This window comes from Paenibacillus piri (assembly GCF_004354045.1).
GTDB classification, from domain to species: Bacteria; Bacillota; Bacilli; order Paenibacillales; family NBRC-103111; genus Paenibacillus_S; species Paenibacillus_S piri.
Genome location: NZ_SMRT01000031.1, coordinates 22995 through 44853 on the forward strand (window position 1 = coordinate 22995; position 21859 = coordinate 44853).

Consider the following 21859-nt stretch of genomic DNA (forward strand, 5'->3'; position numbering starts at 1 on the left):
CATAACATATATTGCCCTAACCGTTCTGGAACCATTCTTACCTATTATAAACCAGGTATTAATAGGAAGGAGCTTCATTCGTTTTCCACCTTCGTGCTGAATAACAATCATTTTCATAGCACATTCGGACCATATATTGTAAAATTTCTTTGTATGCTAAGTAAAGCACTGGGGAGCTGGTAAATGTGGAATCATTAATTTCACAAGCTCGTATTTTTTTTGATAATCGTGGGTTTATTTGGTCTGTATGTGGTGGGAGGGCAATCGATTTATTTCTTGGCAAACAAACGAGAGTTCATAAGGATTTGGATATTGCTGTATTTTGGGAAGATCGAAATTCAATCATTGCTTTAATGTTAGCTAAGGGCTGGAAGGTGTTTGAAGCATGTGGCGGCGGAGTAATCCGCGAGTTATTTGATAAGCAAGAAATTCCTTTTGACAATCGAAATTTATTTTGTTTTACAGCAAATGAGAATCGTTGCAGATTAGATGAAGAGCAAAAACAATGGTTAAGAGAATCGTTAGAAAAAGAATACTACAACGATCACGTCTGGCTACAGAGACTTTAGCAATTATTAAGCTGGGTTCACGAACAGACCAAGTACTTGCTCAGAGCCTTGAGATTCATCGCCATTCGCTATTCATCAGGGCTGTGTATTAAATTCCATAATTCGACAACAACATGTGGTATCCCTTCAAAACAAAAAGCCCTCCGCGAAAGAAAGAGGGCTGATAATCCCATTCGTGGCAGCCTGGTCAGCCATAAGGTAGCTACTGATGAGTCTGAATGAAAATCAAAAGCTGCTTGAGTAGGCAAACAGCTTTTGATATGTTTTCAATAAATATTGTAGGTACGGGATTATTTACTTAAAGGCAGTAATTCAAATGCACAAAGTTTGGGCTGGCTGAATATATTCTGGGATAGATAAACCGTGGGTCTGATATCCACGGCAATGAATAAAACGTGCCTATTCCACCTCAACATGGTTACATACCTAATAAAGCATATGTGGTGGAGAAGTAAATATGTGATACACCTTCAAAACAAAAAAAGCCCTCCGTCCCGAAGGCATGAGGGCAATTATCAGTGAATGGTGTGTCCAATATCCTAAATAAATTTTATCCATTTTCGCCAAAATATAACCCTGCTGAAAGCAAGACCATTTTCGAATATTTTTAGATAAATGAACGAGAAACAATGACTAGCAAAATGAAAAGTACCAGAATCGTAGCTGTTGACGTAAAGAAACCAGAACAGCTACCTCCAAATCCACCAAGTCCAACTCCCATGGCTTTTGCCTCCTTCCTCTTTAGCTTGTGTATTTTATGATCTTATGGGGTTTAGAGATTGGACTGTTCAGAAAATCGGGCTAATGAAAAGGGAAATATAACGTTCCAGATATTTTAGATTTTCATAAGATATGATCAGGGTCATCCCCCAACTGACCCTCTCCTCCTTTCTAAACGAATGAGTAGACGGATGCATTCATTGTACCGTCTATTTGTCATTCTGACCCAATCGCTCTAATTGATCTGTTTTTCTAATTCCCTACATACAGCCTCATATGAATCTGGAGTCGAGTCCGTTGAAGAATACCTGACAAGAAATTCATACCAATACTGATCAAAAGAAATTGTTTCCCCATAGATAGCACGGATGGCTAGGAAGCGATCCCACAATCTCAATCGAAGCTTCTCTAAGTCAATGTCTGACCCCATGTGATGTACTTCCCTCAACCGCATCTCCCGGGCGAGGGGTTCCATGAGTAGTAGCCCCACCCATCAGACCATGAAAATGTTTTGCTTTTTCCAAATGATAGGCTTTTAAATGGTCATGATAATGATGCATTTTCATATGCCAGTCGTGCACCGTCAAGTTAAGAAACAGAAAAAGCCCTCGATCCAAAAGGAAAGAGAGCTTTCTGTGGGAGGATATATCGTGGCTAATATCCAGATTTAATTATATCCATATACTCTAACAAAATGACTTCAAGTTATTAATTTGCAGTAAAATAAATACGACTCAAATGGTTAAATCCAAGAACGTAAAACGATAACGAGAAGAATAAACAATACAAGAATCACACCTGTAGACGTAAAGAAACCAGTACAGCTACCTCCAAATCCACCCAATCCTACTCCCATAGTTTCAGCCTCCTTTCTATTTAGCTTATGTATTTTATGTTCTTGTGGAGTTTTGAGATTGGGCTGCTTAGATAATCAGGCTTGTCATGGTTAAATTTATCGTTCCACATTTGTTAGATTTTCATAAGATGTGATCATGGTCATCCTCCAACTGACCTGTTCCTCCTTTCTATCAATAGACGGTTGCATTCATTGAGCCGTCTATTTGTCATTCTAACTCAATTCAAAAAAAGCCCTCGATCCCGATCCCCGAAGGACAGAGGGCCATTTGCATTATGGTTCAGGTGCATATTTCTTGAACATTTGGTAAATAATTCAATTAAATATCGAGGTGGCAATAATTTTATTTGCAAAAAATTTCTCTTGTGAAACGGATCCATTCCCTCACTGCAAAAGAAAGATAGCCCTCTTTCCTCCAGATCATGGCGATCCGCCACGAAATAGTAGGGACAGTTTGCGGAATCACGCACACCAACTCAGGGGACAACGCATTGCAGATGCGCTGTGGCAACAAGGAAATGCCAAGCCTTTCAGCGACCATGCCGCTGACGAAATCCCACTGGGAGCTCTCATACATAATGTTCGGACGAAAGCCGCAGCGTATGCACTCCGACATCACCCGCTCATGTAAGGCAAAGTCCTTGCGGAACAAAATAAACGGCTCCTGAGCGCACTCAGTAAGCGCCACTGCCTCCCTCCCGGCTAGTGGATGCCCGGGATGCACGATTAATTGCAGCTTCTCGTCCACAAATGCGTAGCAATCGAACAATTCTTCGTTTGTCGGCAACAGTACGGCCGCTACGTCGAGATTGCCGCACTCCACCTCAGACTCCAGCTTCTTGGATCCTTCTTCCACGATGTGAACCGACAATCCCGGGTATCGTTCATGAAATTTTCTTATCACGGACGGGAAGAAGCTCGATCCGATCATGGGAGGCAGTCCGATTCGAACGTGGCCTTTCTTGTAATTCTTAATTCCGCTCAATTCTAACGACAAGTTCTGGAATGACAATGCGATGCCTTGGGCTTGCTCATAAATAACGCGGCCGGCATCTGTAAGCTCAAATTTCTTCCCTTTTCGGAAGAAAAGCTCGACGCCAAGCTCTTCTTCCAAATTCTTGATCGTCTTGCTTATCGTCGGCTGAGTAATGTGCAGAGTCGCAGCAGCCTTCGTGAAGCTACCGCAGCGGACAATTTCGATAACGCACTGCAATTGATGAATGTCCATATCGGAGCTCCTTACATAGTTAAATGGAATGAATTGCATTCAATATATTCATTTTACCTATGGATGAGAATATTGTACATTTTTGTCATAAACATTCTTATGGAGGTGATTCCAATGCAAGGGTTTAACGAATTTCGACTGCCACCCGTTATTCTGTATGGTCGCGACTCTCTAACGAAGCTCGGTGAACAAGCATCGTTGCTCGGCAGCAAGACACTCCTTGTCAGTGATCGCATTATGGAGAAGATCGGGAACGTCGCCAAATGCCAGGAGCAATTGGAACAGTGCGGCGTATCCGTCGTTTGCTACCTCGACGTCAACACAGAGCCAACTGATGTTTATGTCACAGAGGCGACTCAACTCCTACTGGAGCATGATTGCGATTCCATCGTTGCGATCGGTGGCGGCAGCTGCATTGATGCAGCCAAAGCCGTGTCTGTCGTTGCAAGTAATGGCGGCTACATCGGAGATTATTCGGGTGGCCAAAAGTCCATTTCGATAGCGCCGATCCCACTGATCGCGATTCCTACGACTGCGGGTACCGGATCAGAGATGACCAGCGTAACGGTCATCACGAACCCGGAAACGAATATCAAATTGATGATTAAGCATCCTGCCTTCATACCAGCCGTCGCGATTGTGGACCCGCTCATGACGCTATCCACGCCTCCCCCGGTAACAGCGGCCACAGGGGTCGACGCGCTCTGTCACGCGATCGAAGCCTATATTTCCAAGAAGGCACAGCCATTAACGGATAAGCTCGCTCTAAGCGCAATAGAACGGATCGCCGGTAATATCCGCACAGCCTTTACGAACGGAAGCGATATCGACGCTAGGGAGCAAATGGCGCTGGCGTCGATGGAGGCTGGAGCGGCATTCACCAATGCGTCGGTCACCCTTGTTCACGCCATGTCGCGTCCAATCGGGGCCATGTTCCACGTCCCGCATGGGATATCCAACGCGATGCTGCTCCCGGCTGTGCTTGAATTCACGTGTAAAAGCGCAATCACCCGCATGGCGACGATCGGACGCCTCCTTCGTCCGGATCTATCAACGTCTACAGACGAGCTGTTGGCAACTACGTGTATTAAAGAAATCAAGCAATTATGCAAGCAACTGGAAATTCCGAATATGAAAACGTACGGTATCGGACAAGCCCAACTCGATCAAGTCATCGACAAGATGGCGACTGATGCGATCACAAGTGGCAGCCCTGGCAATAACCCGAAGGTTCCGACGCATGAAGAAATCATCGCGCTTTACTACCGCTGTTATGAATATAATTACAGTAAATAGAAGGGAGCTTTTAATCATGTCAGTTAAAAACGAAGTGTCAGTATTACGCAATTTTATTGGGGGGCAATGGGTCGCCTCCGCCTCAGCACGTACGGAGATGGTGCCGAATCCGGCTACCGGCGAACCGCTGGCATACGTCCCAATCTCCAGCCGGGCCGAGTTGAACGACGCGGTTGCCTCAGCCAGCCGAGCATTCGCGAAATGGTGCAAAACACCTGTGCCAAGAAGGGCAAGAATCATGTTCCGCTATCAACAGTTGCTAGTAGAGCACCAAGAGGATTTGGCCCGCATCATCACCTTGGAGAACGGCAAAAATTACGATGAAGCTTACGGTGAAGCGCAACGCGGCATCGAATGTGTCGAGTTCGCAGCGGGCGCGCCAACCTTAATGATGGGGACGCAGCTGCCGGATATCGCGACGGGCATCGAATCGGGCATGTACCGCTATCCGATCGGCGTGGTCGGAGGCATTACGCCGTTCAACTTTCCAATGATGGTTCCTTGCTGGATGTTTCCGTTAGCCATCGCGTGCGGCAATACGTTTGTGCTCAAACCGTCTGAGCGCACCCCACTGCTAGCGAACCGGCTGGCTGAATTACTCACCGAGGCTGGTCTGCCGAACGGAGTCCTCAACATCGTGCACGGCGCGCACGACGTTGTCAACGGCATCCTGGAACATGAAGACGTGAAAGCCGTATCATTCGTCGGTTCACAGCCGGTAGCGGATTATGTATACAAAACTGCGGCGGCAAACGGAAAACGCGTGCAGGCACTGGCCGGCGCCAAAAATCATACGATCGTCATGCCGGACGCCAATCTAGACCTAGCGGTCCAGAACATTATCGGCGCCGCATTCGGGTCTGCCGGGGAACGTTGCATGGCATGTTCCGTCGTTGTAGCCGTCGGAGATGTCGCCGATCGACTGACGGAACGGCTCGTTGAGGCAGCCAACCAAATCACTATTGGAAGCGGTCTTGTGGAAGGCAATTTCCTTGGGCCCGTCATCCGGGATTCCCACAAGGAGCGCACGTTTGGTTATATCGACCTTGGTGAACAGGAAGGCGCGAAGCTCCTTCGGGACGGACGAACAGATGCGGCTGCTTGCGGGCCAGGTTACTTCGTCGGGCCTACGATTTTCGATCATGTAAAGCCGGGGATGCGTATTTGGCAAGAGGAAATCTTTGCACCTATTCTTTCCATTGTGCGCGCTCGTGACTTGAGCGAAGCAATCGGGATCGCCAACCGATCCGAATTCGCCAACGGGGCGTGCCTGTTTACCGATAGCGCAAGTTCCATCCGTCAATACCGTGAGGAAATCGATGCCGGCATGCTTGGGGTCAACATGGGGGTTCCCGCTCCAATGGCTTTCTTCCCCTTCTCGGGATACAAGAAATCGTTCTACGGCGACTTGCACGCAAATGGGCGTGATGGAGTCGAGTTTTATACCCGTAAAAAGATGCTCACCGCTCGTCACTGATAAACTAGAGAAGGCTGCCGAACCATTTCGATCGGCAGCCATAATCCCTTAAATTCTCCTGTAAAGCATAAAAGAAAGTTGCAGTTGTTTCATGCTGCAACTTTCCATTCCACTCAATCCCGATATAAAGAGATGCTATAGCAATACTTGTCTCCCCGAAAGTAGGATTGTAATATTTCGATAGGCAGTTGATTTACATCTTGGGATATTCGTTCGAAGTAAAAAAACGGCATTGTTTCATTAACGTCCAGTTGCTTCACGATAACGGGAGCCAAAAGCGCCTTCATGTGTTGATCGGTTTCGATTGAAATGGCATACGATCTCTCCGTTCAATATTAGTTACGAAGAGTATACCACGTTTCACTGGAATATAGTTACATTAATTAAGGGGCGTTATACTAGTTCCTGTTAATTACCACTAACTTTAGCTCGGTCATTTCCTGAACCGCATATTTAATTCCTTCTTTACCCGTGCCGCTTTCCTTCACACCACCGTACGGCATATGATCCACACGGAATGTAGGTATATCATTGATCATAACACCGCCTACATGCAGCTTTTCAGCAGCCATCATAGCCGTATGTATATTGTTTGTGTATATTCCCGCCTGTAGCCCAAAGCGGGAATCATTTACGAGTTCAATTCCTTGCTCCACAGATCCAATTTTATTAATCAAAACAATTGGCCCAAATACTTCCTCACAGGATACTTTTAAAGATGCCGAAACATTTGTAATAACGGTGGGCAGAAGGATATTCCCTTCGACCTGTCCGCCGGAGACAATGTCGGCTCCACCCTGCTCGGCTTCTTCAATCCAATCCATGACACGGGACACATCGTTCGTAGAAATCAACGCAGAAATATCCGTCTCAGGGTCGAGCGGGTCTCCATGCTTTAACTTTTTTGTTTCGGCTACGAATTTGCTTACAAACTCATCATAGATCGTTTCATGAACATAGATTCGTTGCAAAGAAATGCAAACTTGCCCTTGGAAGGAGAAGGCTCCATTAACGCATCGAGGAATAATATTTTCGATTTGAACACCTTCATCAACGATAAGTGCAGAGTTAGAACCCAACTCCAGAGTCACACGTTTTAACCCTGCCTTATTCTTGATGCTTATTCCTACCGCTGGGCTACCAGTAAAGGTAATCATGTTGATACGGTCATCCGCAACAATAAGATCACCGACCATCTTTCCACTTCCTGTAATGACATTTAAAGCACCCGCAGGCAACCCTGCAATTTCAAATAAATCTGCAATAAACAAGGCGGATAACGGCGTTTGTGAAGCGGGTTTTAATACTACTGCATTACCTGCAGCAATTGCAGGACCAACCTTATGGGCTACCAGATTCATTGGAAAATTGAATGGTGTAATGGCACCAATCACACCGATTGGTTCCCTGACTGTGTAAGCTATTTTCCCTTCTCCCCCGGGCGCCGCATCCAGCGGTAATGTTTCCCCGGTGATTCGATTAGCCTCCTCCGCTGCAAATTTATAGGTTTGTATAGTTCGGAGCACTTCAGTTTTTGCTGTAGATATTGGCTTTCCCGCTTCCATGGCAATAATCCTTGCCGCTTCATCCAAGCGTTCCTGTAGTAACGCTGCTACTTTGTACAGAATGGCTGAACGTTTATGCGCCGGTAACTTAGCAATGATTTTAGATGCAATGCTAGCGGCTTCAATTGCTTTATTTACATCTTCATCGGTTGCAACGGCTATCTCTGCTATTGCTTGACCGGAATATGGTGATTTCAATACCGTATATTGACTTGTCTCTTTCCAGATGCCATTTATAAATAAGTGTTTCTTCAATAGAATCTCTCTCCTTCGTGGGTGAGCTTTGCCTCCCAAGCATTATTGTATACTCGAACAATATCCTGAACAGTAAACGGCATAGGACTCCGTGCCAACAACCTGGTTTGCTTAATGGCCTCATCTGCGAGACGCTGCAGATCATCCCTTTGAATGCCGTAGTCTTGCAACGATGTCGGCAACCCCACATCAAGCACCATTTCTTTAAAAGCGGTTACAGTTAAAATTGCCATCTCTCTTTTTGATAATCCGGATGTGGGAATACCAAACGACTTGGCCAAAAGTTGCATTTTATCCAAGCATGCCGGCCATATGTAATCAAAAACATAGGGGAGCAGCACTGCATTTGATTCACCGTGAGAAATTTTAAAAAGACCTCCCAAAGGGTACGCGAGAGCATGAACGCCAGAGACACCGGCATTGTAGAAACTCATTCCTGCAAGCAAGCTCCCATATGACATTTCTGCTCTTGCAGTTCGATTCGTACCGTGCCAAACAGCTGTTCGAAGGCTTGAACTGATTCTTCTTATTGCCTCTAAAGCAAGTGTATCTGTTAAAGGCGACGCATTAACGGAAATAACAGCTTCAACAGCATGGGTCAATGCATCTATTCCTGTTGCAGCCGATATTTTAGGAGGAAGTGAGAATGTTAACTCAGGATCGACTAACGCAATATCTGCTAATAAATAGGGGTGTGTCAGTACATCTTTGGTCTTATCTAATGAAAATACAGCTATATCGGTGACTTCCGCGCCTGTACCTGAGGTAGTAGGAATTAGGATCTTGGGAATTCCTTTGTGAATCAACTTCTTAGTCCCTGTCAAGTTCAAATAGTCTGCAACCGATCCTTCGTTCATGCATAGAACAGCCGCAGCTTTTGCGATATCCAGGCAACTGCCCCCTCCGATCCCGATGATAAGCTCTGCCTGGCTTTCCCGAATTGCTTGGACTGCCCGGTCTCCGACGGACAACGGAGGCTCGGGTTGAATATCGCTATAAACCATGTAATCTACATGAAGGTCTTTTAAAATGGCAGCCAAAGAATCCAACATTCCTGCTTTAATTACTCCAGGGTCAGCAAAAATCATCACTTTCGAAATGTTAAAGTTTACAATCTCATTAGTAAGGCATTTCAAACTGCCTGGACCAGTCACAATCTTCACTGGAGTTATAAACGTTCTTATTTCATGAACCAAAAGATCCTCCCCCTAATGTCTACGTATTCATTTTGAATAAAAAAAGTACCAGGTAAATAATGGTTTTAAATATCTATAAACAGCATTCCTTGCTTACCATAGTCTTCTTTTCGCAGGTCTTCAAAAAAAATAAAAATCCGATCTTTGGGCGTGCTCCAGGTATTCGAGACGAGTTCTGTCACCTTGTCCACCATTTCCCTTTTTTGCTCAACTGTCTTTCCTTCCATTACTTTAATCGTAATAAACGGCATACTTAGTCTCCTGTTCTTGTAATCAGATTTATTGATCGTTAGTCAAATTCTAAAGTTAAGTTAAACTCGAGCTGTTGTTTTTCTAATTATTAAGGCTGGTTCTAGTGTTAATTGCTTTGGCAATTCACGGGTCTCCTCAAATTCAATCATTTCGATAAGTCGTTCAATTGCTAGTTCTCCCATACTTTTGGAATATTTACTTCCGACTGTCGTTAACATGATGAGCGGATATATTAACATTATCAATACCGCACAAACTTATTTGTTCTGGCACCGAAATACCTAGATACAACAAATGATTCATACATTCAAGTGCAATAGCGTCAGTCGCTGCAACTATGGCAGTAGGCCTTTCGCTTTCATTTAACGCTAATAATTCACTGCAAGCTTTTCGAATCCCGTCCTCTCGAGTATCGGTTTCTTGATTCCATCCCTCAAAAATAGACAAAGAATGGCGAGTCATTTCTTGCGTATAGCCTAATCGACGATCAAAAAAAGTGGATGCGTACTGCGGTCATCCTATATATGCGATCTTTTTATGTCCCAGAGAAACAAGATGCTTCACTGCCATCCTAGCTGCTTCCTTATTATCCAACTCAATAAAGTTACCACTCATTCGATGTTTTCTGTTAAACGTAACAATTGGAAGTTTTAATGCCTCAAGTTTTAAGAAAACTGGACCCTTTTCGGCATTCACCGGCTCTTGCCTGTTGTCGTCGTCGACGAGGCGCATCTGTTGGATCGCGAAATGCTAGAAGAAAATACGCTTCCTGCTCAACTTCAAGATGGATGCGCAGAGTCCCATGGCGCTCATCTTGGTTGGTCAAAGCGAGCTCTGGGATCGACTGAACCTTCAGGCTTACGCGGCTATCCGCCAGCGGATCGATCTGCAATGTAAGCTTCCGTATTACGATCGGGCTCAGACTGGCGATTATATCAGGCGTCACATGGCGTTCGCTGGCGCGGATCATGACATTTTCACCGAAGGAGCGATCGATGACATTTTCCGTTTCTCAAGCGGTGCCGCCAGACTGATCAACAAGGTATGTACACACGCTCTCATTTACGGTTCACAGAACAAACATCGCATCATCGACGATCATATGATCAAGCGAGTCATCCAGGGAGAATTATCTTGATTCTCCCTTTCTCGCATCTTCACACGGACAGCATGTCCGTCAACAGCAGGACAACTTATGCCGTCAACTGTCGGACATTATGCGTTAGCAGTAACAGCAGGGACTGAATCAATTTGATCCAGTCCCTTTCGCAATATGATTTAGGTACACTGTATGCCATAAACGGGCTTACTTTTTTAATTACTCACATATTATGAAACGTTCACCCAACTACCGTTTTGTACTGACTTCTCCACAGACTCCAATACAATTTGATTATTCACACCATCTTCAAAATTCGGTGATGGACTGTAACCTTTGGAGATTCCGTCCATAAGTTCTTTCGCCAAGTTAATAAAAGTGTGCTCGTATCCGATGATATGTCCTGAAGGCCAATATCCTGCAGCGTATGGGTGGCAGCTTTCCGTGCAGTTTATTGTTCGAAAGCCTTGCATTCCTAATGGATCATCTGTTAAATAAAGTTGAAGTTGATTCATGTTTTCGAAGTCCCACCGGATAGACCCTTTATCACCGTTGATTTCAAAACGGTTTGCGTTGCGATTACCGCCGGCTACTCGTGTGGCCTCAAAGGTCCCGATGGCTCCATTTCGGAAACGGGCTAGGAAAACGGAGGCATCATCCACATCTACTTCTTTCATCATTCCATCACTGGAACAGCGCATTTTGGTGAAAGTCTCCATCATTCCTACGACAGACTGGAATTCTCCGACAAGAAAACGGGCGAGATCGATAATATGAGCAGCAAGATCACCATGCGTCCCGGATCCTGATAATTGTTTATTTAATCTCCACGCATAAGGAGAATGCGGATCGACCAACCAATCCTGCAAGTATGCTGCCCGTATATGATTAATTTTACCGATTCGTCCTTGATCAATAAGTTGTTTAGCCCACTGCACGGCAGGTGCAAAGCGATAGTTATGGCAGATCATGTGAACGACTCCCGCTTTTTTCACTGCTTGGAGCATACTTTCAGCTTCTTTCACACTCATCGCCAACGGTTTTTCACATATGAGATGCTTTCCCGCCTCTGCTGCCGCAATAGCAATCTCTGCATGGGAGATGTTTGGAGTACATATATCAATAATATCAATATCGTCTCTTTCCAAAAGTTGGCGCCAATCAGTCTCATAAGATTGCCAACCCATTTTTTCAGCTGCCTTTTTTAAGCCATCCTCATCCCTTCCGGCAATCGCTCGAAGTTCTGGTACAACACCCGTTTCGAAAAAAAACGGCAAATCCCGATAAGCATGGCTGTGTGCTTTTCCCATAAATTTGTAACCAATTAAGCCGATTCCTACTTTTGTTTTGTTCCTCATTGCTATCCCCCCACGGGTTATCTAATACGTGTTCGATTCCTCAATTCCGTCCTTCGGATCGGACAAGGGGAAATATTCCAGTCCCATATAACCGTTGAAGCCCACTTTTCTAATTGCGTCAAAAATAGCTTTATAATTAATTTCACCGTTGCCCAATTCATGTCTGCCCGGATGACCCGCCGCATGAAAATGTCCGATCTTGTCGATGTTTCGTATTATCGCATTAATGAGGTTTCCTTCGGTAATTTGCTGATGATATATATCAAATAGAACTTTAACATGGTTACTTCCGACTTTATCGACAATTTCAAATGCCTCATCGGAACGGTACAAAAAGTATCCTTTATGATCCACATTAATATTCAAGGGTTCCACCAGTAATGTCATGCCCGATTGTTCAAGAAGAGGTACGCATGCCTTTAATCCATCTATAAGATTTTCACGTTGCTGATTTCTGGATAAATCCGTCAACTCATTGCCTACTTGTGTTATCAACCGTTTGCAATCCAGTCTTTTGGCTACCATAATAGACTCCTGTAAACCGGATAGGTACTCTTCCCTTTTGCTGGAATCTACCAAGCTGATGAATTTAGTACAAAAAGTAACGACTTCTAAATGAAGATCTTGTTTCAACTGTACTAACCGATCGATATCCTTGTTCCACCAAGCCCAAAATTCAAAAGAATCAATCCCAAGGCTTTTAACCGTTTGCAAACTTTTATCCAGATCATATCCTCTCAATACTGCGTCAATACAAACAGATATTTTCATTGGGCCCTCCCCATACTCTCATTCGAATATTTGTGTGAAATCAATTTTATTAATAACTCTAGTTACTTTAATAAGTTAAGGCAACCTGAATGACGGCTTTTGGATTCTCATCCACCAGTTGAAAAGCATGAGAGATATTATCATAGGAAACTTTATGAGTTAAGAGGTTGTCCAACCGCAGCCGGCTAAGTAACTCTAAACAACTCTCCAGTCGTCGGTCTCTGTTCCACATATGAGATATTGCAGGGTCCACTGCCCCTGTTTGTGAGCTTCGTATATTCACCCGGTTATGGTGAAATTCCTCGGACAAATCCAAGTTTGTGCTTGCTCCTTGGTACCAACCCAGCGCTGTGACAGTCGTATCTGGAGCGGCAATTCGAATAGCTTCATTTAAGGCTTTCTGATTTCCGGTTACTTCAATAACCAAATCTGCCCCTTTGTTTTTCGTTAATTTGCGTACCTCATAAGCTATGTCCTTGCAGGTCATGGGATTAAAGACATAATCCGCTCCATTTTCTAAAGCAGTTTGCAAACGAAGATCAAACAGATCGATACCTATGACTTGGAAAGCCCCTGACATTTTAGCCATTTGAACGATCGTCTGCCCTAATACACCTAATCCGGATACAACTACCGTATCTCCTAATTTAATAGGCGAATCGAGAATTCCGTTATATGCTGTCATAAGATTAGTTAAGAAGATACCATGCTCAGGGTGGACGGAATCAGGCAGCTTTATTACATCACTTGCCGGTCTAACTACAATGGACTGGTGCGGCCCGTTCGAATAAACAATGTCTCCAGGTTTGATATCGCTCACTTCTTTGCCTGCTTCTACTACTGTTCCTACATTGGAGTATCCCATATACCAAACTCCTGGGTCATTGCTGCGAACCGGGTATTTCCATGTATCATATTGATCTGATTGAATAAATAGACGGGTCTGGCGGTCAAATTTTTTACGAAAAAACGGTGCCACTCCCCGATAAACGTTCATTTCTGTGCCGTGACTTATCCCGGATATGATACTTTTGATTTTCACTTCATTAGATTGAATAGATGGATCTTCTACTTCCTCTGTGACCAACGTTTTCGGAGACAAATATTTAGCAATTTTCATTAGTAGGTACCTCCAGTTTAATTTTAAAAACTAAGCCCCGAATATTATGGAACTACTACTCGGGGCAGCAATCCTTACGTTTATTGAGCTAAAAGTTTGTTGATTTCCACCACGGTATTTTCGATTTCGTCTTTAACCGATTTCCCCGCCATTATAGCGGTTGCCATCTTTGGAATAGGGCCATTTGGAAATGCGTCAATTTGACTCCATTGCGCAACCGGTTTATCACCCGGAACTACCCTTTCGGTTTGTTTAACGAATACGCTCAACCACGGGTCGTTCTTAAAGTATGGGTCGTTCATAACTTCCTTGTTGGAATTTAGTAAAGAAAACCGTTTTGATGCTTCAAGCTGGATCTCATTGGACATGAAGAATTTAACCCACTCTTTTGCCGCTTCAACATCTTTTGTTGTTTTCATTATAGATATTGGGGCAGCGAAGCTTATGCTTGATGGGCCTTCTCCCGTTTTACTCGGCATCACCGCAGCCTTATATTTATCTTTCATTTGTGGTGCAAGTTTTTCTTGAGTAGCTCTAAAATCTGCAGCTGCTCCGAACATCATGGAAGCTTTGCCTGACAAGAATTCATTGTTTGGGTCAAAGCTTGGGTCAATAATCCCTTTTGGCGCAATATTATGCTTATGTACAATGTCTTGCATAAACTGTAACGATTCCGCGCCTTCGGGAGTATTAAATGCAGTTTTGGTCAAATCATCACTTAAAACCTTTCCGCCGGCTTGCGTTAAAACTGCGAACCAAGTCTGATCAAAACGTGCTTGGGCATTTCTGAATATCAAGCCTGAACGAGTAATGTTCCCGTTAGCATCTGTTTTTGTCAATTTTTTCCCATATTCAATTAACTCATTCCAATTTTTCGGTGGCTCGGTTAATCCTGCTTCTTTGAAATGCTCCGTATTGTAAAGCAAAACTCGAGTATCCATACGCCAGGGGATGCCGTAAAAATCATTGCCGACTTTCGCTTCGGATAAAGTGGAAGTAATATATTTGTCCACACCAATTTCTTTGACCAAATCATTAATTTGCATCGGCCCCCACTTATCGCCGCCGATTTTCTGGAAAGACTGAAGAAAGAATAAATCTGCAACATCCGGCGCATCACCACCGGTACTGGCTAAAGTATATTTGGTCAGCGCTTGAGACCAGTCTAGAGTTTCATACTTAACATTAATACCCGTTTTTTCTTTAAATTTTGCAGTAACATCCTTCATAAAATCATTCGAAATACTGGGGGTGCTTCCATACCGCTGAAGCCAAACCGTAATTTCTCTGTTTTTGTTTTCTTTTTTCTCAACAGTTTGGGTCTCCTTGTTTTGGCCGGAATTTTTCGCAGTGTCCCCCCCGGTATTGGTTACGTTGGTCCCGCTACAAGCAACAAGGGATACCGGCATCATCAGTGCCAGCATAAACAAGCTGATTGCTTTCAATTTCATTTTCATTTTAGAACCCTCTCCATTCATTGAATTTGAATACAGGCTTTAAAATTCCTTACCATATTGTCTGCAACCACCTCCTTTAAGCAATGTGAAATGAACTTCATTTCATGTGCAACATGCTGATTGTATCGGATCGAGATCGATTAACCTTTTATTGCGCCATCAGACATTCCACTAATTAAATATTTCTGTAAAAAACCGAAAATAAGTAAAATAGGTAAAGTGGTAATCACTGAAGCGGCCATAAAAAGGGAAACCGATGGAGTAACGCCGAATTGGCCGATGAAGTCATGAATTCCCACTGATAACGGTTTATATTTGGTTTCCGACAGAACAATGCTTGCCCACATATATTCATTCCAAGCCAATATAAAGGAAAAGATAGCGGTTGCAACGATACCGGGAATTGAAATCGGTAATGCGATTACGAAAAGTATCCTCATTCTCGAGCAGCCGTCAATCATGGCGCTTTCTTCAATTTCAACGGGTAAAGTAGACGTGAAATAATTTTTTAACATCAGTGTGCAAAACGGAATCGCCCAAATACTATAGGCTAGCGTGATGCCTATGGTCGAATTATTCAATTTCAAGCTTTGCATGATGAAGTAAAACGGAATGATACTCATAACCCACGGAATTAATTGTGATGATAAGATTAACACAATGCTTGCATTTCTGATTTTGAAACGAAACCTGCTCAAGCTGTAACCCGCAAAGCAAGCAAGCAGAACGCATATGATGGTGGTTGTTAGGGAATAAACGATTGAATTTTTCAAATATTCGAATAGCGGCATGATCTGAAATACTTCAGTATAGTTCTTAAATTCAAAGTAGCTTGGCCACCAAGCAGGCGGAGTTTGTAAAATCTGTTCAGCTGGTTTCACGGAAGTCACAAACATCCAATAAAAAGGAAACAGAGCAAATATGGCAATGCTGTTCAAAATAATATAATGTACGACATATTCCGATTTTGAAGTTTTCTTCAAAACAACTCCTCCTTCCCATTTTTATTGTTTGAACTCATTCTGTACTCTCTTTTTGATATAAAAAATTGAAGGGACAAGCACTACCAAGAACATCAGCACACTAATGGTTGATGCTGTGCTATATTTAAAATTAATAAACGCTTCTTGAAACACTTTCACCGCCAATACGTTCGTCATATCCAGCGGACCTCCTTGAGTCAATAAATAACTGGAATTAAAATTGTTAAATTGCCAAATGAATTCTAATAATAGTGTGATTTCTAAGACAGGTAAAATAAGTGGAAGCGTTATCTTATAGAATTGTCCAATTTTTCCCAAACCATCCACAGTAGCAGCTTCATAGTAATCCTTCGAAACGCTCTGCATAGCCGCCAAGAACATAACCATCATAAAAGGAAACATATGCCAAACATTGACGACAATCAGGCATAACATAGGAATGTTGAACGGCCCAAATCCCCATTCTGTGTTCCCTAAGAAGGAAAATGGCGTATCCCGGAGTCCCATACTCATAAGTAAACCGTTTAACGGACTGAAATTTTCGCTGTATAAAACCTTCCATACAGCCCCCATTACAACAGGTGGGGTGACCCATGGAATCAAAAGCAAAGTCCGGTATAAACCTCTTCCCCAGTAGGGTTTGTTTAATAACTGCGCCGAATAAAGAGCCACAATTGTTGCTAAGAGTAGAGAAGCCACACTAAAAAAAATGGTATTGTATATGATTTTCAATAAGCCAGGGTCTTTTATAATATTAATATAATTATCCAATCCGATGAACGGCTGTTCCGGCTTCAGCAGTTCCACACGATAGAAAGACATCAGTATCGTTCTGATACTCGGATATAAGATCACAACCGTGATACATAATAAAACCGGAAGCACTAAAATATAGCTTATGTTACGATCAACGAAGGATGTAAACGTTCTACTCTGATGCTTACGCTTTAGCGATTGCGGCTGTTTATTAGCAAATTCATGTTCCATCGGACTCCACCTCTTGGTTTATATTATGTTTAGCAGATTCCCTCTCCACGTAGGAAGCATGCAAAATCAACGTTTTTACACTTGTAATTTTACTTTTCATTCTTTCTAAGATTAAATTGATTGCAGCTTCACCCATTTCTTTCAGGGGCAAACCGACAGAAGAAATCGGGGGAGATAAAATATCCGCATAAGTATTATCGTAACCGATGATCGAAATGTCATCAGGAACTCGGATTCGATGTTTATATAACGCTTGAAGAACGCCAATGGCCAGAACATCACTCGCTACAAAAATGGCGGATGGCAGGAAATCACTCAAGATCATCTCTTCCATTAAATGAAAACCATACTGGGGACTATAACTCTCACAAAATTTAATAAATTTATTATCCGTGGTAATCATCTCTTCCATAAGAGCTCTCTGAAAGCCATTATATCTCTCACTCTCTACGACATTCACAGAAGTATCCACACCAATATATCCAATATTTTTATGATTCAATTGAAGCAGGTGTTTCGTCGCAACATAGGATGCTTCAACGTAGTCGATTAGGACCTTATCAACTCCCATCACATCTAAAGGCCTTTCCACCATCACGGTTGGTATACCCATATCAACAACTCTTTGTATATTCTCCTTACTACTTGCACTGGTAAAAATAATTCCATCCACTTTCCTTGCAACCATTTCTTCAATTTGCTTTAATTCTCGTTTTGGATCATTGTAAGTAAATAATCGTAGTATTTGATAATCACATTCATCCGCATATTCGTCTATCGATTGGCACAATCCGGCCCAGAATGGATTTGGATAAGCTCTCGGCAATATATGTCCAATCATTCCTGTCTTTTGGCTTTTTAGACCCTGCGCTACTTTATTGGGCACATAATTCAATTCGGACAGAGTTTTTTCGATTAATTCTCTTTTTTCCTTTGACACATAACCGCTGTTATGGATTACCCTAGACACCATTGCAGGGGAAACATTAATATGCTTCGCGATATCTGTAATCGTTGTTGCCAATTTCTATTCACTCCTATCTGTTATGTGGAACTTTTTCTATCAAGTAAATGTGGTGACGTTTTCACAAAAAAAATCAAACACTTTCTCTACGGATAATTACTTTTTTATCAGATTTTTTGCTATTTACAAAATCATAGCGTTTTCATTTCGGAAAAACAATAAATTAAATACTCTGGGATGGTAAATTAGATGAGGGAGAAACTCTCATTGTAAATCACAATTCGAAAATGTGGTGACGTTTTCACATTTTTCAAAAAACTATTCTCTTTTGTTATTTTCTTCTTACTTTTTCTTACACAGATTATAATAATTATTTTATGATCTTGTCAATACTTTTTATAATGAACATGGTAAGAAAGTAGAACAGTTAAAATTACGGTTGTGGTGCATGGTATTATTGGCTCCAAGACTCGCTATTGGTGGTGTCAAAAAAAAAGAGACCCGCCAACGGGGCCTAGGTCTCGGAATTTCGACGAAATTTTATGGGTTAGCTGCAAGCCATTCACTTCGATGTAAACTCGAGCCTTAACCGGGTAGAAGTTCCTGCAGGCGGCAATGCCGAATGCGCAAGCGAGATAGGTTTTTCCTGCACCTGATGCGCCCATGATGATGATATTGAGCTTGTCCTGAATATACGCCCAGTTGCCAACCGAAGGACCTGTGTTCGGTCAAGTTTTCGATCAGCGTGATATTCAACGTCTTCAATGCAGGCGTTACTTTGCTGAAAATTTGCCGTGCGGATTAAGGAGGACAGCCGGTTATTCTTTCGCCTGCACCACTCAGCGTCAACTAGGAGTCCAAAGCGCTCTTCAAACGAAAGGGCCTGATCTAACAATTGATTTTGATAGGAGTCCGCCATTGCCGCGAGGCGCATTTCGTGTAGTCGGGCCGCCTTGCGGAGTTCCTTATACCGTCCTCTTCATTCAGTATCCCTCCATTCTGCATCAGCCCTTGCGCGCAAGTCTCTTGGCATACTGCAGCGGATTCAAGTAAATTCTGCGAACCGTTCTTGATCCATACGCTTTACCCACCGACACTTTGGCCGATTGGGCGTTGCATTCGATCAGCCAAATTCCTCCCTTGCGATCCAAGCCAAAGTCGATACCGATTTCGCCGAATTTTCCGTAGCACTTCTCAACGCTTTTATATACCTTAATCAGAAATTCGTTAATTCTCTGTTTCAACGCGCTGATCTCGTCTATGGAATATTCGGGAAATAACTTCGGCAAATAGTCGTCGAAATGATAAGCTTCGCCATGGGTCGATATCGGTGAGTTCTTTCGTCCGACTCGGATCGGAATCGCCACGATCTCAATTTCCCCGTATTCGTTCCTCTGCAGCTCAGCTCGTAAGTCCACGGTTCGGTTATTGCCGACTTTCACCAGATCGATTCCCTGCTGGACAAGGATTTTCCTGTCACCAAAAAAACGCTTCAACACCTTGTTCATGTCATTGAAGTATTTCGCCCTACCACGAACGAGGTTGCCGATGACCGAGTTGCTGTACCGATACCCCTTGTGCTTCACTTTGACGACCTGCATCACCTGCATGCCCCGCCTGCCCTGGCACGCTTTGATATAGACATTGCCGAGGCCCTGAATATAGCTTCTTGCCTCTCTTGGATCATCAATCGTTTTGGTAAAAGGCAAATAAGGCTGCACATCAGGGTCCCGCTGCAAATCGCGGAAGAGCTCGCCTTTGTTGAACCCCGTCAGGGCGTTAATTCTTTTGATCCCCAATTTGTCGAAACGTTTAACGACTCGGGATACCCCCGACCCCGTTCCGCCTCGGACGTAGAGTACGTGCGGCATGGGGAACATTTTGCTCCTCCATTGCTTTTTCCGAGGATCGTAATAAGTGCCGCTTATGCTCCTTCGTTTGTAGTTGATGTCTCTTATTCCAAAGAAATACAGATTCGTTCCGACCTTTCTGTTTGCTTCGGCAAGTTTTTGAACGCCTATGGTTTTCACGAAGCGGCTCCCTAGAATAACGCCGACGATCGCTCTCTTTCGGGAAGATGATGTCAAATCGAAACACCCCTTTTAGAATTACGAATTGGTTTTGGCTTTTCTCGGAAGATCGGGTAATTCATTGACGGATACGACTTCCGCCGTTTTCTTGGCAGGTTTGCTCCAGTACCTTTCATTCCCCGGCAAATCATCAAACCAGGCTGCCTCCTTGGGACAATCCAGAACCATCAGCTTGCCGAAGTTGCCGTCGCGGGACTGGTGGTATTTCAGGTACGCTTTGTCGTTCTCCACGGCTAAAATTTCGATTTTGCCCGACGTATGGCTCATGCATAGCTTCACCCGTTTGCCGAGGCCAGAAGTCCGCGATTTGGCTTCTTCCACGATGCGGTATACGTCTTCCAGCGCAAGGACGAATCCGCGGTTTCCAGCCACGGGTCGATTTATGAAGAAATAATACGGCGTAACGCCAGCCCACGACAACTGATCCAACAATAGGCCGAGTATGGCAGGATCGTCATTGATGCCCTTCAGAATTGGTGTTTGATTCACCACGATCGCTCCGGCGTCGTACAGCGCTTTGAAGCAGGTTCTGGCTTCGGGGGTAATTTCCCGCGGATGATTGACATGAGCCATCACGTAGATCCGTTTGTCTTCCGTAGAGTAGGTGCGAATGATCCGGAGCAGCTCTTTGTCTTCATAAATACGCATCGGATTGAAAAGCGGCATCTTCGAACCGATGCGGATGATCTTCACATGATCCATTGACCGGAGAGCCTCTAAGATGTAGCCCAGCTTCTTGGTCGATAAGATAAACGGATCACCGCCCGTCAGCAGCACATTATTGATTTCGGGATGAGCCGCGATGTAGTCAAGACCATGCTGGACATCCGGCATCACCTCCTTCACGTCCTCGCGAAACAGTCGCTTCCGGAAGCAGAATCTGCAGTAGGAGCCGCATACTTCCGAGACAAGCAGCAGCGCCGTCGTTGGGTACTTGTGCTGACATCCCTTCACCACGTAGTTGGTATCTTCGTCGGATGCGTCCCAGCGTCCGTATTCCTGCAGCTCGCTCGTGCTCGGTATCACCAGCCGCCGTATGGGATCGTCCGGATCGGACCAGTCGATAAGCCTCAAGTAATAATCGTTAAGCCGGAAAACGAATTTGTCGATGACCGGCTGCAATGCTTTTTTTTCTTCATCCGTCAAGTGTAGGAGACTGCCGATATCTGTTATATATTTAATCGCCATGGCGGATCACCTTCGTCAATAATCTCCGCAGGTATCGCAACGTCATCATTCCTTTCGAATTGTATGAATTAGCGAAGCTATGGACCGGCGCTTGTCAGTGAATGCGGAGTCCGATCCCGGGCAGCCGATTTCTTATAAAGAGAACAACACGTCTGCACGTGGTGAGATCGCAGGCCATATTGCATCAGGACGGATCGCAGGTGCTGCTTCCGGTTTGACAATTCCATGAACGACATACCTCCCGTTCCAGTCGAATGTTGAACGAAGCTAGAGTCCTATAAATCGCTTGGGAGATCGCATATCCTAAAGAATGCATAAATCGATCTACAAGTGTCGGCATGTGCGGAGAAATTAAAAATAAACGTCAAATAGCCCCCGCCTTCTGAAGAGGGCTTATTAAAGTTTGAATTAGGATTTGAACACGCGGC

19 protein-coding genes and 2 pseudogenes are annotated in these 21859 nt (G+C 43.9%); 4 read left to right on the forward strand and 17 right to left on the reverse strand.

Annotated elements, in window-relative coordinates:
- The first annotated feature begins 185 nt into the window (after positions 1–185).
- Entirely contained in the window at positions 186–569 is a 384-nt protein-coding gene (locus tag E1757_RS33575) for a nucleotidyltransferase domain-containing protein (protein WP_165972406.1), read from the forward strand.
- A 607-nt stretch (positions 570–1176) separates the two neighbouring features.
- On the opposite strand, the gene E1757_RS33580 is transcribed toward E1757_RS33575, so the two are convergent.
- The 3 genes from E1757_RS33580 to E1757_RS33590 all read right to left on the reverse strand — a co-directional run bounded on the left by E1757_RS33580 (position 1177) and on the right by E1757_RS33590 (position 3373).
- Positions 1177–1290 carry a YjcZ family sporulation protein gene (locus tag E1757_RS33580; protein ID WP_133236509.1) on the reverse strand — a complete coding sequence of 38 codons (114 nt, stop codon included), beginning with the start codon at positions 1288–1290 and terminating at the stop codon, positions 1177–1179.
- A 741-nt stretch (positions 1291–2031) separates the two neighbouring features.
- Entirely contained in the window at positions 2032–2145 is a 114-nt protein-coding gene (locus tag E1757_RS33585; protein WP_133236511.1) for a sporulation protein YjcZ, read from the reverse strand.
- A gap of 343 nt (positions 2146–2488) precedes the next feature.
- The gene (locus E1757_RS33590) at positions 2489–3373 is read right to left on the reverse strand and encodes a LysR family transcriptional regulator (RefSeq protein ID WP_133236513.1); all 885 of its coding nucleotides are present in this window, start codon (positions 3371–3373) and stop codon (positions 2489–2491) included.
- A 114-nt stretch (positions 3374–3487) separates the two neighbouring features.
- Between E1757_RS33590 and E1757_RS33595 the strand changes: the two genes are divergently transcribed.
- Together E1757_RS33595 and E1757_RS33600 are read left to right on the forward strand one after the other, a co-directional pair.
- Positions 3488–4669 (forward strand): iron-containing alcohol dehydrogenase, encoded by a 1182-nt coding sequence (locus tag E1757_RS33595; RefSeq protein ID WP_133236515.1) that lies wholly within the window; start codon positions 3488–3490, stop codon positions 4667–4669.
- A gap of 16 nt (positions 4670–4685) precedes the next feature.
- On the forward strand, positions 4686–6146 hold the full coding sequence (locus tag E1757_RS33600) for a CoA-acylating methylmalonate-semialdehyde dehydrogenase (RefSeq protein WP_133236517.1): 1461 nt from the start codon (positions 4686–4688) through the stop codon (positions 6144–6146).
- A gap of 398 nt (positions 6147–6544) precedes the next feature.
- Here E1757_RS33600 and E1757_RS33610 read toward each other — a convergent pair whose 3' ends face one another.
- The 4 genes and pseudogenes from E1757_RS33610 to E1757_RS37370 form a co-directional block, all read right to left on the reverse strand.
- On the reverse strand, positions 6545–7972 hold the full coding sequence (locus tag E1757_RS33610) for an aldehyde dehydrogenase family protein (protein ID WP_133236547.1): 1428 nt from the start codon (positions 7970–7972) through the stop codon (positions 6545–6547).
- The gene (locus E1757_RS33615; protein WP_246079702.1) at positions 7963–9162 is read right to left on the reverse strand and encodes an iron-containing alcohol dehydrogenase; all 1200 of its coding nucleotides are present in this window, start codon (positions 9160–9162) and stop codon (positions 7963–7965) included. The genes E1757_RS33610 and E1757_RS33615 overlap by 10 nt, the downstream gene beginning before the upstream one ends.
- 65 nt (positions 9163–9227) lie before the next feature.
- Positions 9228–9413 (reverse strand): 2-hydroxymuconate tautomerase, encoded by a 186-nt coding sequence (locus tag E1757_RS33620; RefSeq protein ID WP_133236521.1) that lies wholly within the window; start codon positions 9411–9413, stop codon positions 9228–9230.
- Between the two features lie 196 nt (positions 9414–9609).
- Positions 9610–9891, reverse strand: a pseudogene (locus E1757_RS37370) (substrate-binding domain-containing protein); the annotation flags it as partial.
- A gap of 325 nt (positions 9892–10216) precedes the next feature.
- On the opposite strand from E1757_RS37370, the gene E1757_RS36780 reads away from it, so the two are divergent.
- Positions 10217–10552: a hypothetical protein gene (locus E1757_RS36780; protein ID WP_246079703.1), complete on the forward strand. Its 336-nt coding sequence runs from the start codon at positions 10217–10219 to the stop codon at positions 10550–10552.
- 191 nt (positions 10553–10743) lie between these two features.
- Here E1757_RS36780 and E1757_RS33635 read toward each other — a convergent pair whose 3' ends face one another.
- The 10 genes and pseudogenes from E1757_RS33635 to E1757_RS33680 all read right to left on the reverse strand — a co-directional run bounded on the left by E1757_RS33635 (position 10744) and on the right by E1757_RS33680 (position 21431).
- Positions 10744–11871 carry a Gfo/Idh/MocA family protein gene (locus E1757_RS33635; RefSeq protein WP_133236525.1) on the reverse strand — a complete coding sequence of 376 codons (1128 nt, stop codon included), beginning with the start codon at positions 11869–11871 and terminating at the stop codon, positions 10744–10746.
- Between the two features lie 21 nt (positions 11872–11892).
- Positions 11893–12642, reverse strand: coding sequence for a hydroxypyruvate isomerase family protein (locus E1757_RS33640; protein WP_133236527.1), 750 nt, complete (start codon positions 12640–12642; stop codon positions 11893–11895).
- 67 nt (positions 12643–12709) lie between these two features.
- Positions 12710–13762, reverse strand: a complete 1053-nt coding sequence (locus E1757_RS33645) for a zinc-binding dehydrogenase (protein WP_133236529.1) — start codon at positions 13760–13762, stop codon at positions 12710–12712.
- An 80-nt stretch (positions 13763–13842) separates the two neighbouring features.
- On the reverse strand, positions 13843–15219 hold the full coding sequence (locus E1757_RS33650; RefSeq protein ID WP_165972408.1) for an ABC transporter substrate-binding protein: 1377 nt from the start codon (positions 15217–15219) through the stop codon (positions 13843–13845).
- A 140-nt stretch (positions 15220–15359) separates the two neighbouring features.
- The gene (locus E1757_RS33655) at positions 15360–16202 is read right to left on the reverse strand and encodes a carbohydrate ABC transporter permease (RefSeq protein WP_220446573.1); all 843 of its coding nucleotides are present in this window, start codon (positions 16200–16202) and stop codon (positions 15360–15362) included.
- A 21-nt stretch (positions 16203–16223) separates the two neighbouring features.
- Complete coding sequence (locus E1757_RS33660; protein WP_133236533.1) at positions 16224–17189, reverse strand: carbohydrate ABC transporter permease; 966 nt, start codon at positions 17187–17189, stop codon at positions 16224–16226.
- A complete protein-coding gene (locus tag E1757_RS33665; RefSeq protein WP_133236535.1) occupies positions 17179–18213 on the reverse strand; it encodes a LacI family DNA-binding transcriptional regulator in 1035 nt (344 codons plus the stop codon). The genes E1757_RS33660 and E1757_RS33665 overlap by 11 nt, the downstream gene beginning before the upstream one ends.
- Positions 18214–18638: 425 nt before the next feature.
- Positions 18639–19087: pseudogene (locus E1757_RS37445) on the reverse strand (ATP-binding protein).
- A gap of 70 nt (positions 19088–19157) precedes the next feature.
- Complete coding sequence (locus E1757_RS33675; protein ID WP_165972409.1) at positions 19158–20024, reverse strand: YheC/YheD family protein; 867 nt, start codon at positions 20022–20024, stop codon at positions 19158–19160.
- A gap of 237 nt (positions 20025–20261) precedes the next feature.
- On the reverse strand, positions 20262–21431 hold the full coding sequence (locus E1757_RS33680; RefSeq protein ID WP_133236539.1) for a KamA family radical SAM protein: 1170 nt from the start codon (positions 21429–21431) through the stop codon (positions 20262–20264).
- Positions 21432–21859: the final 428 nt, after the last annotated feature.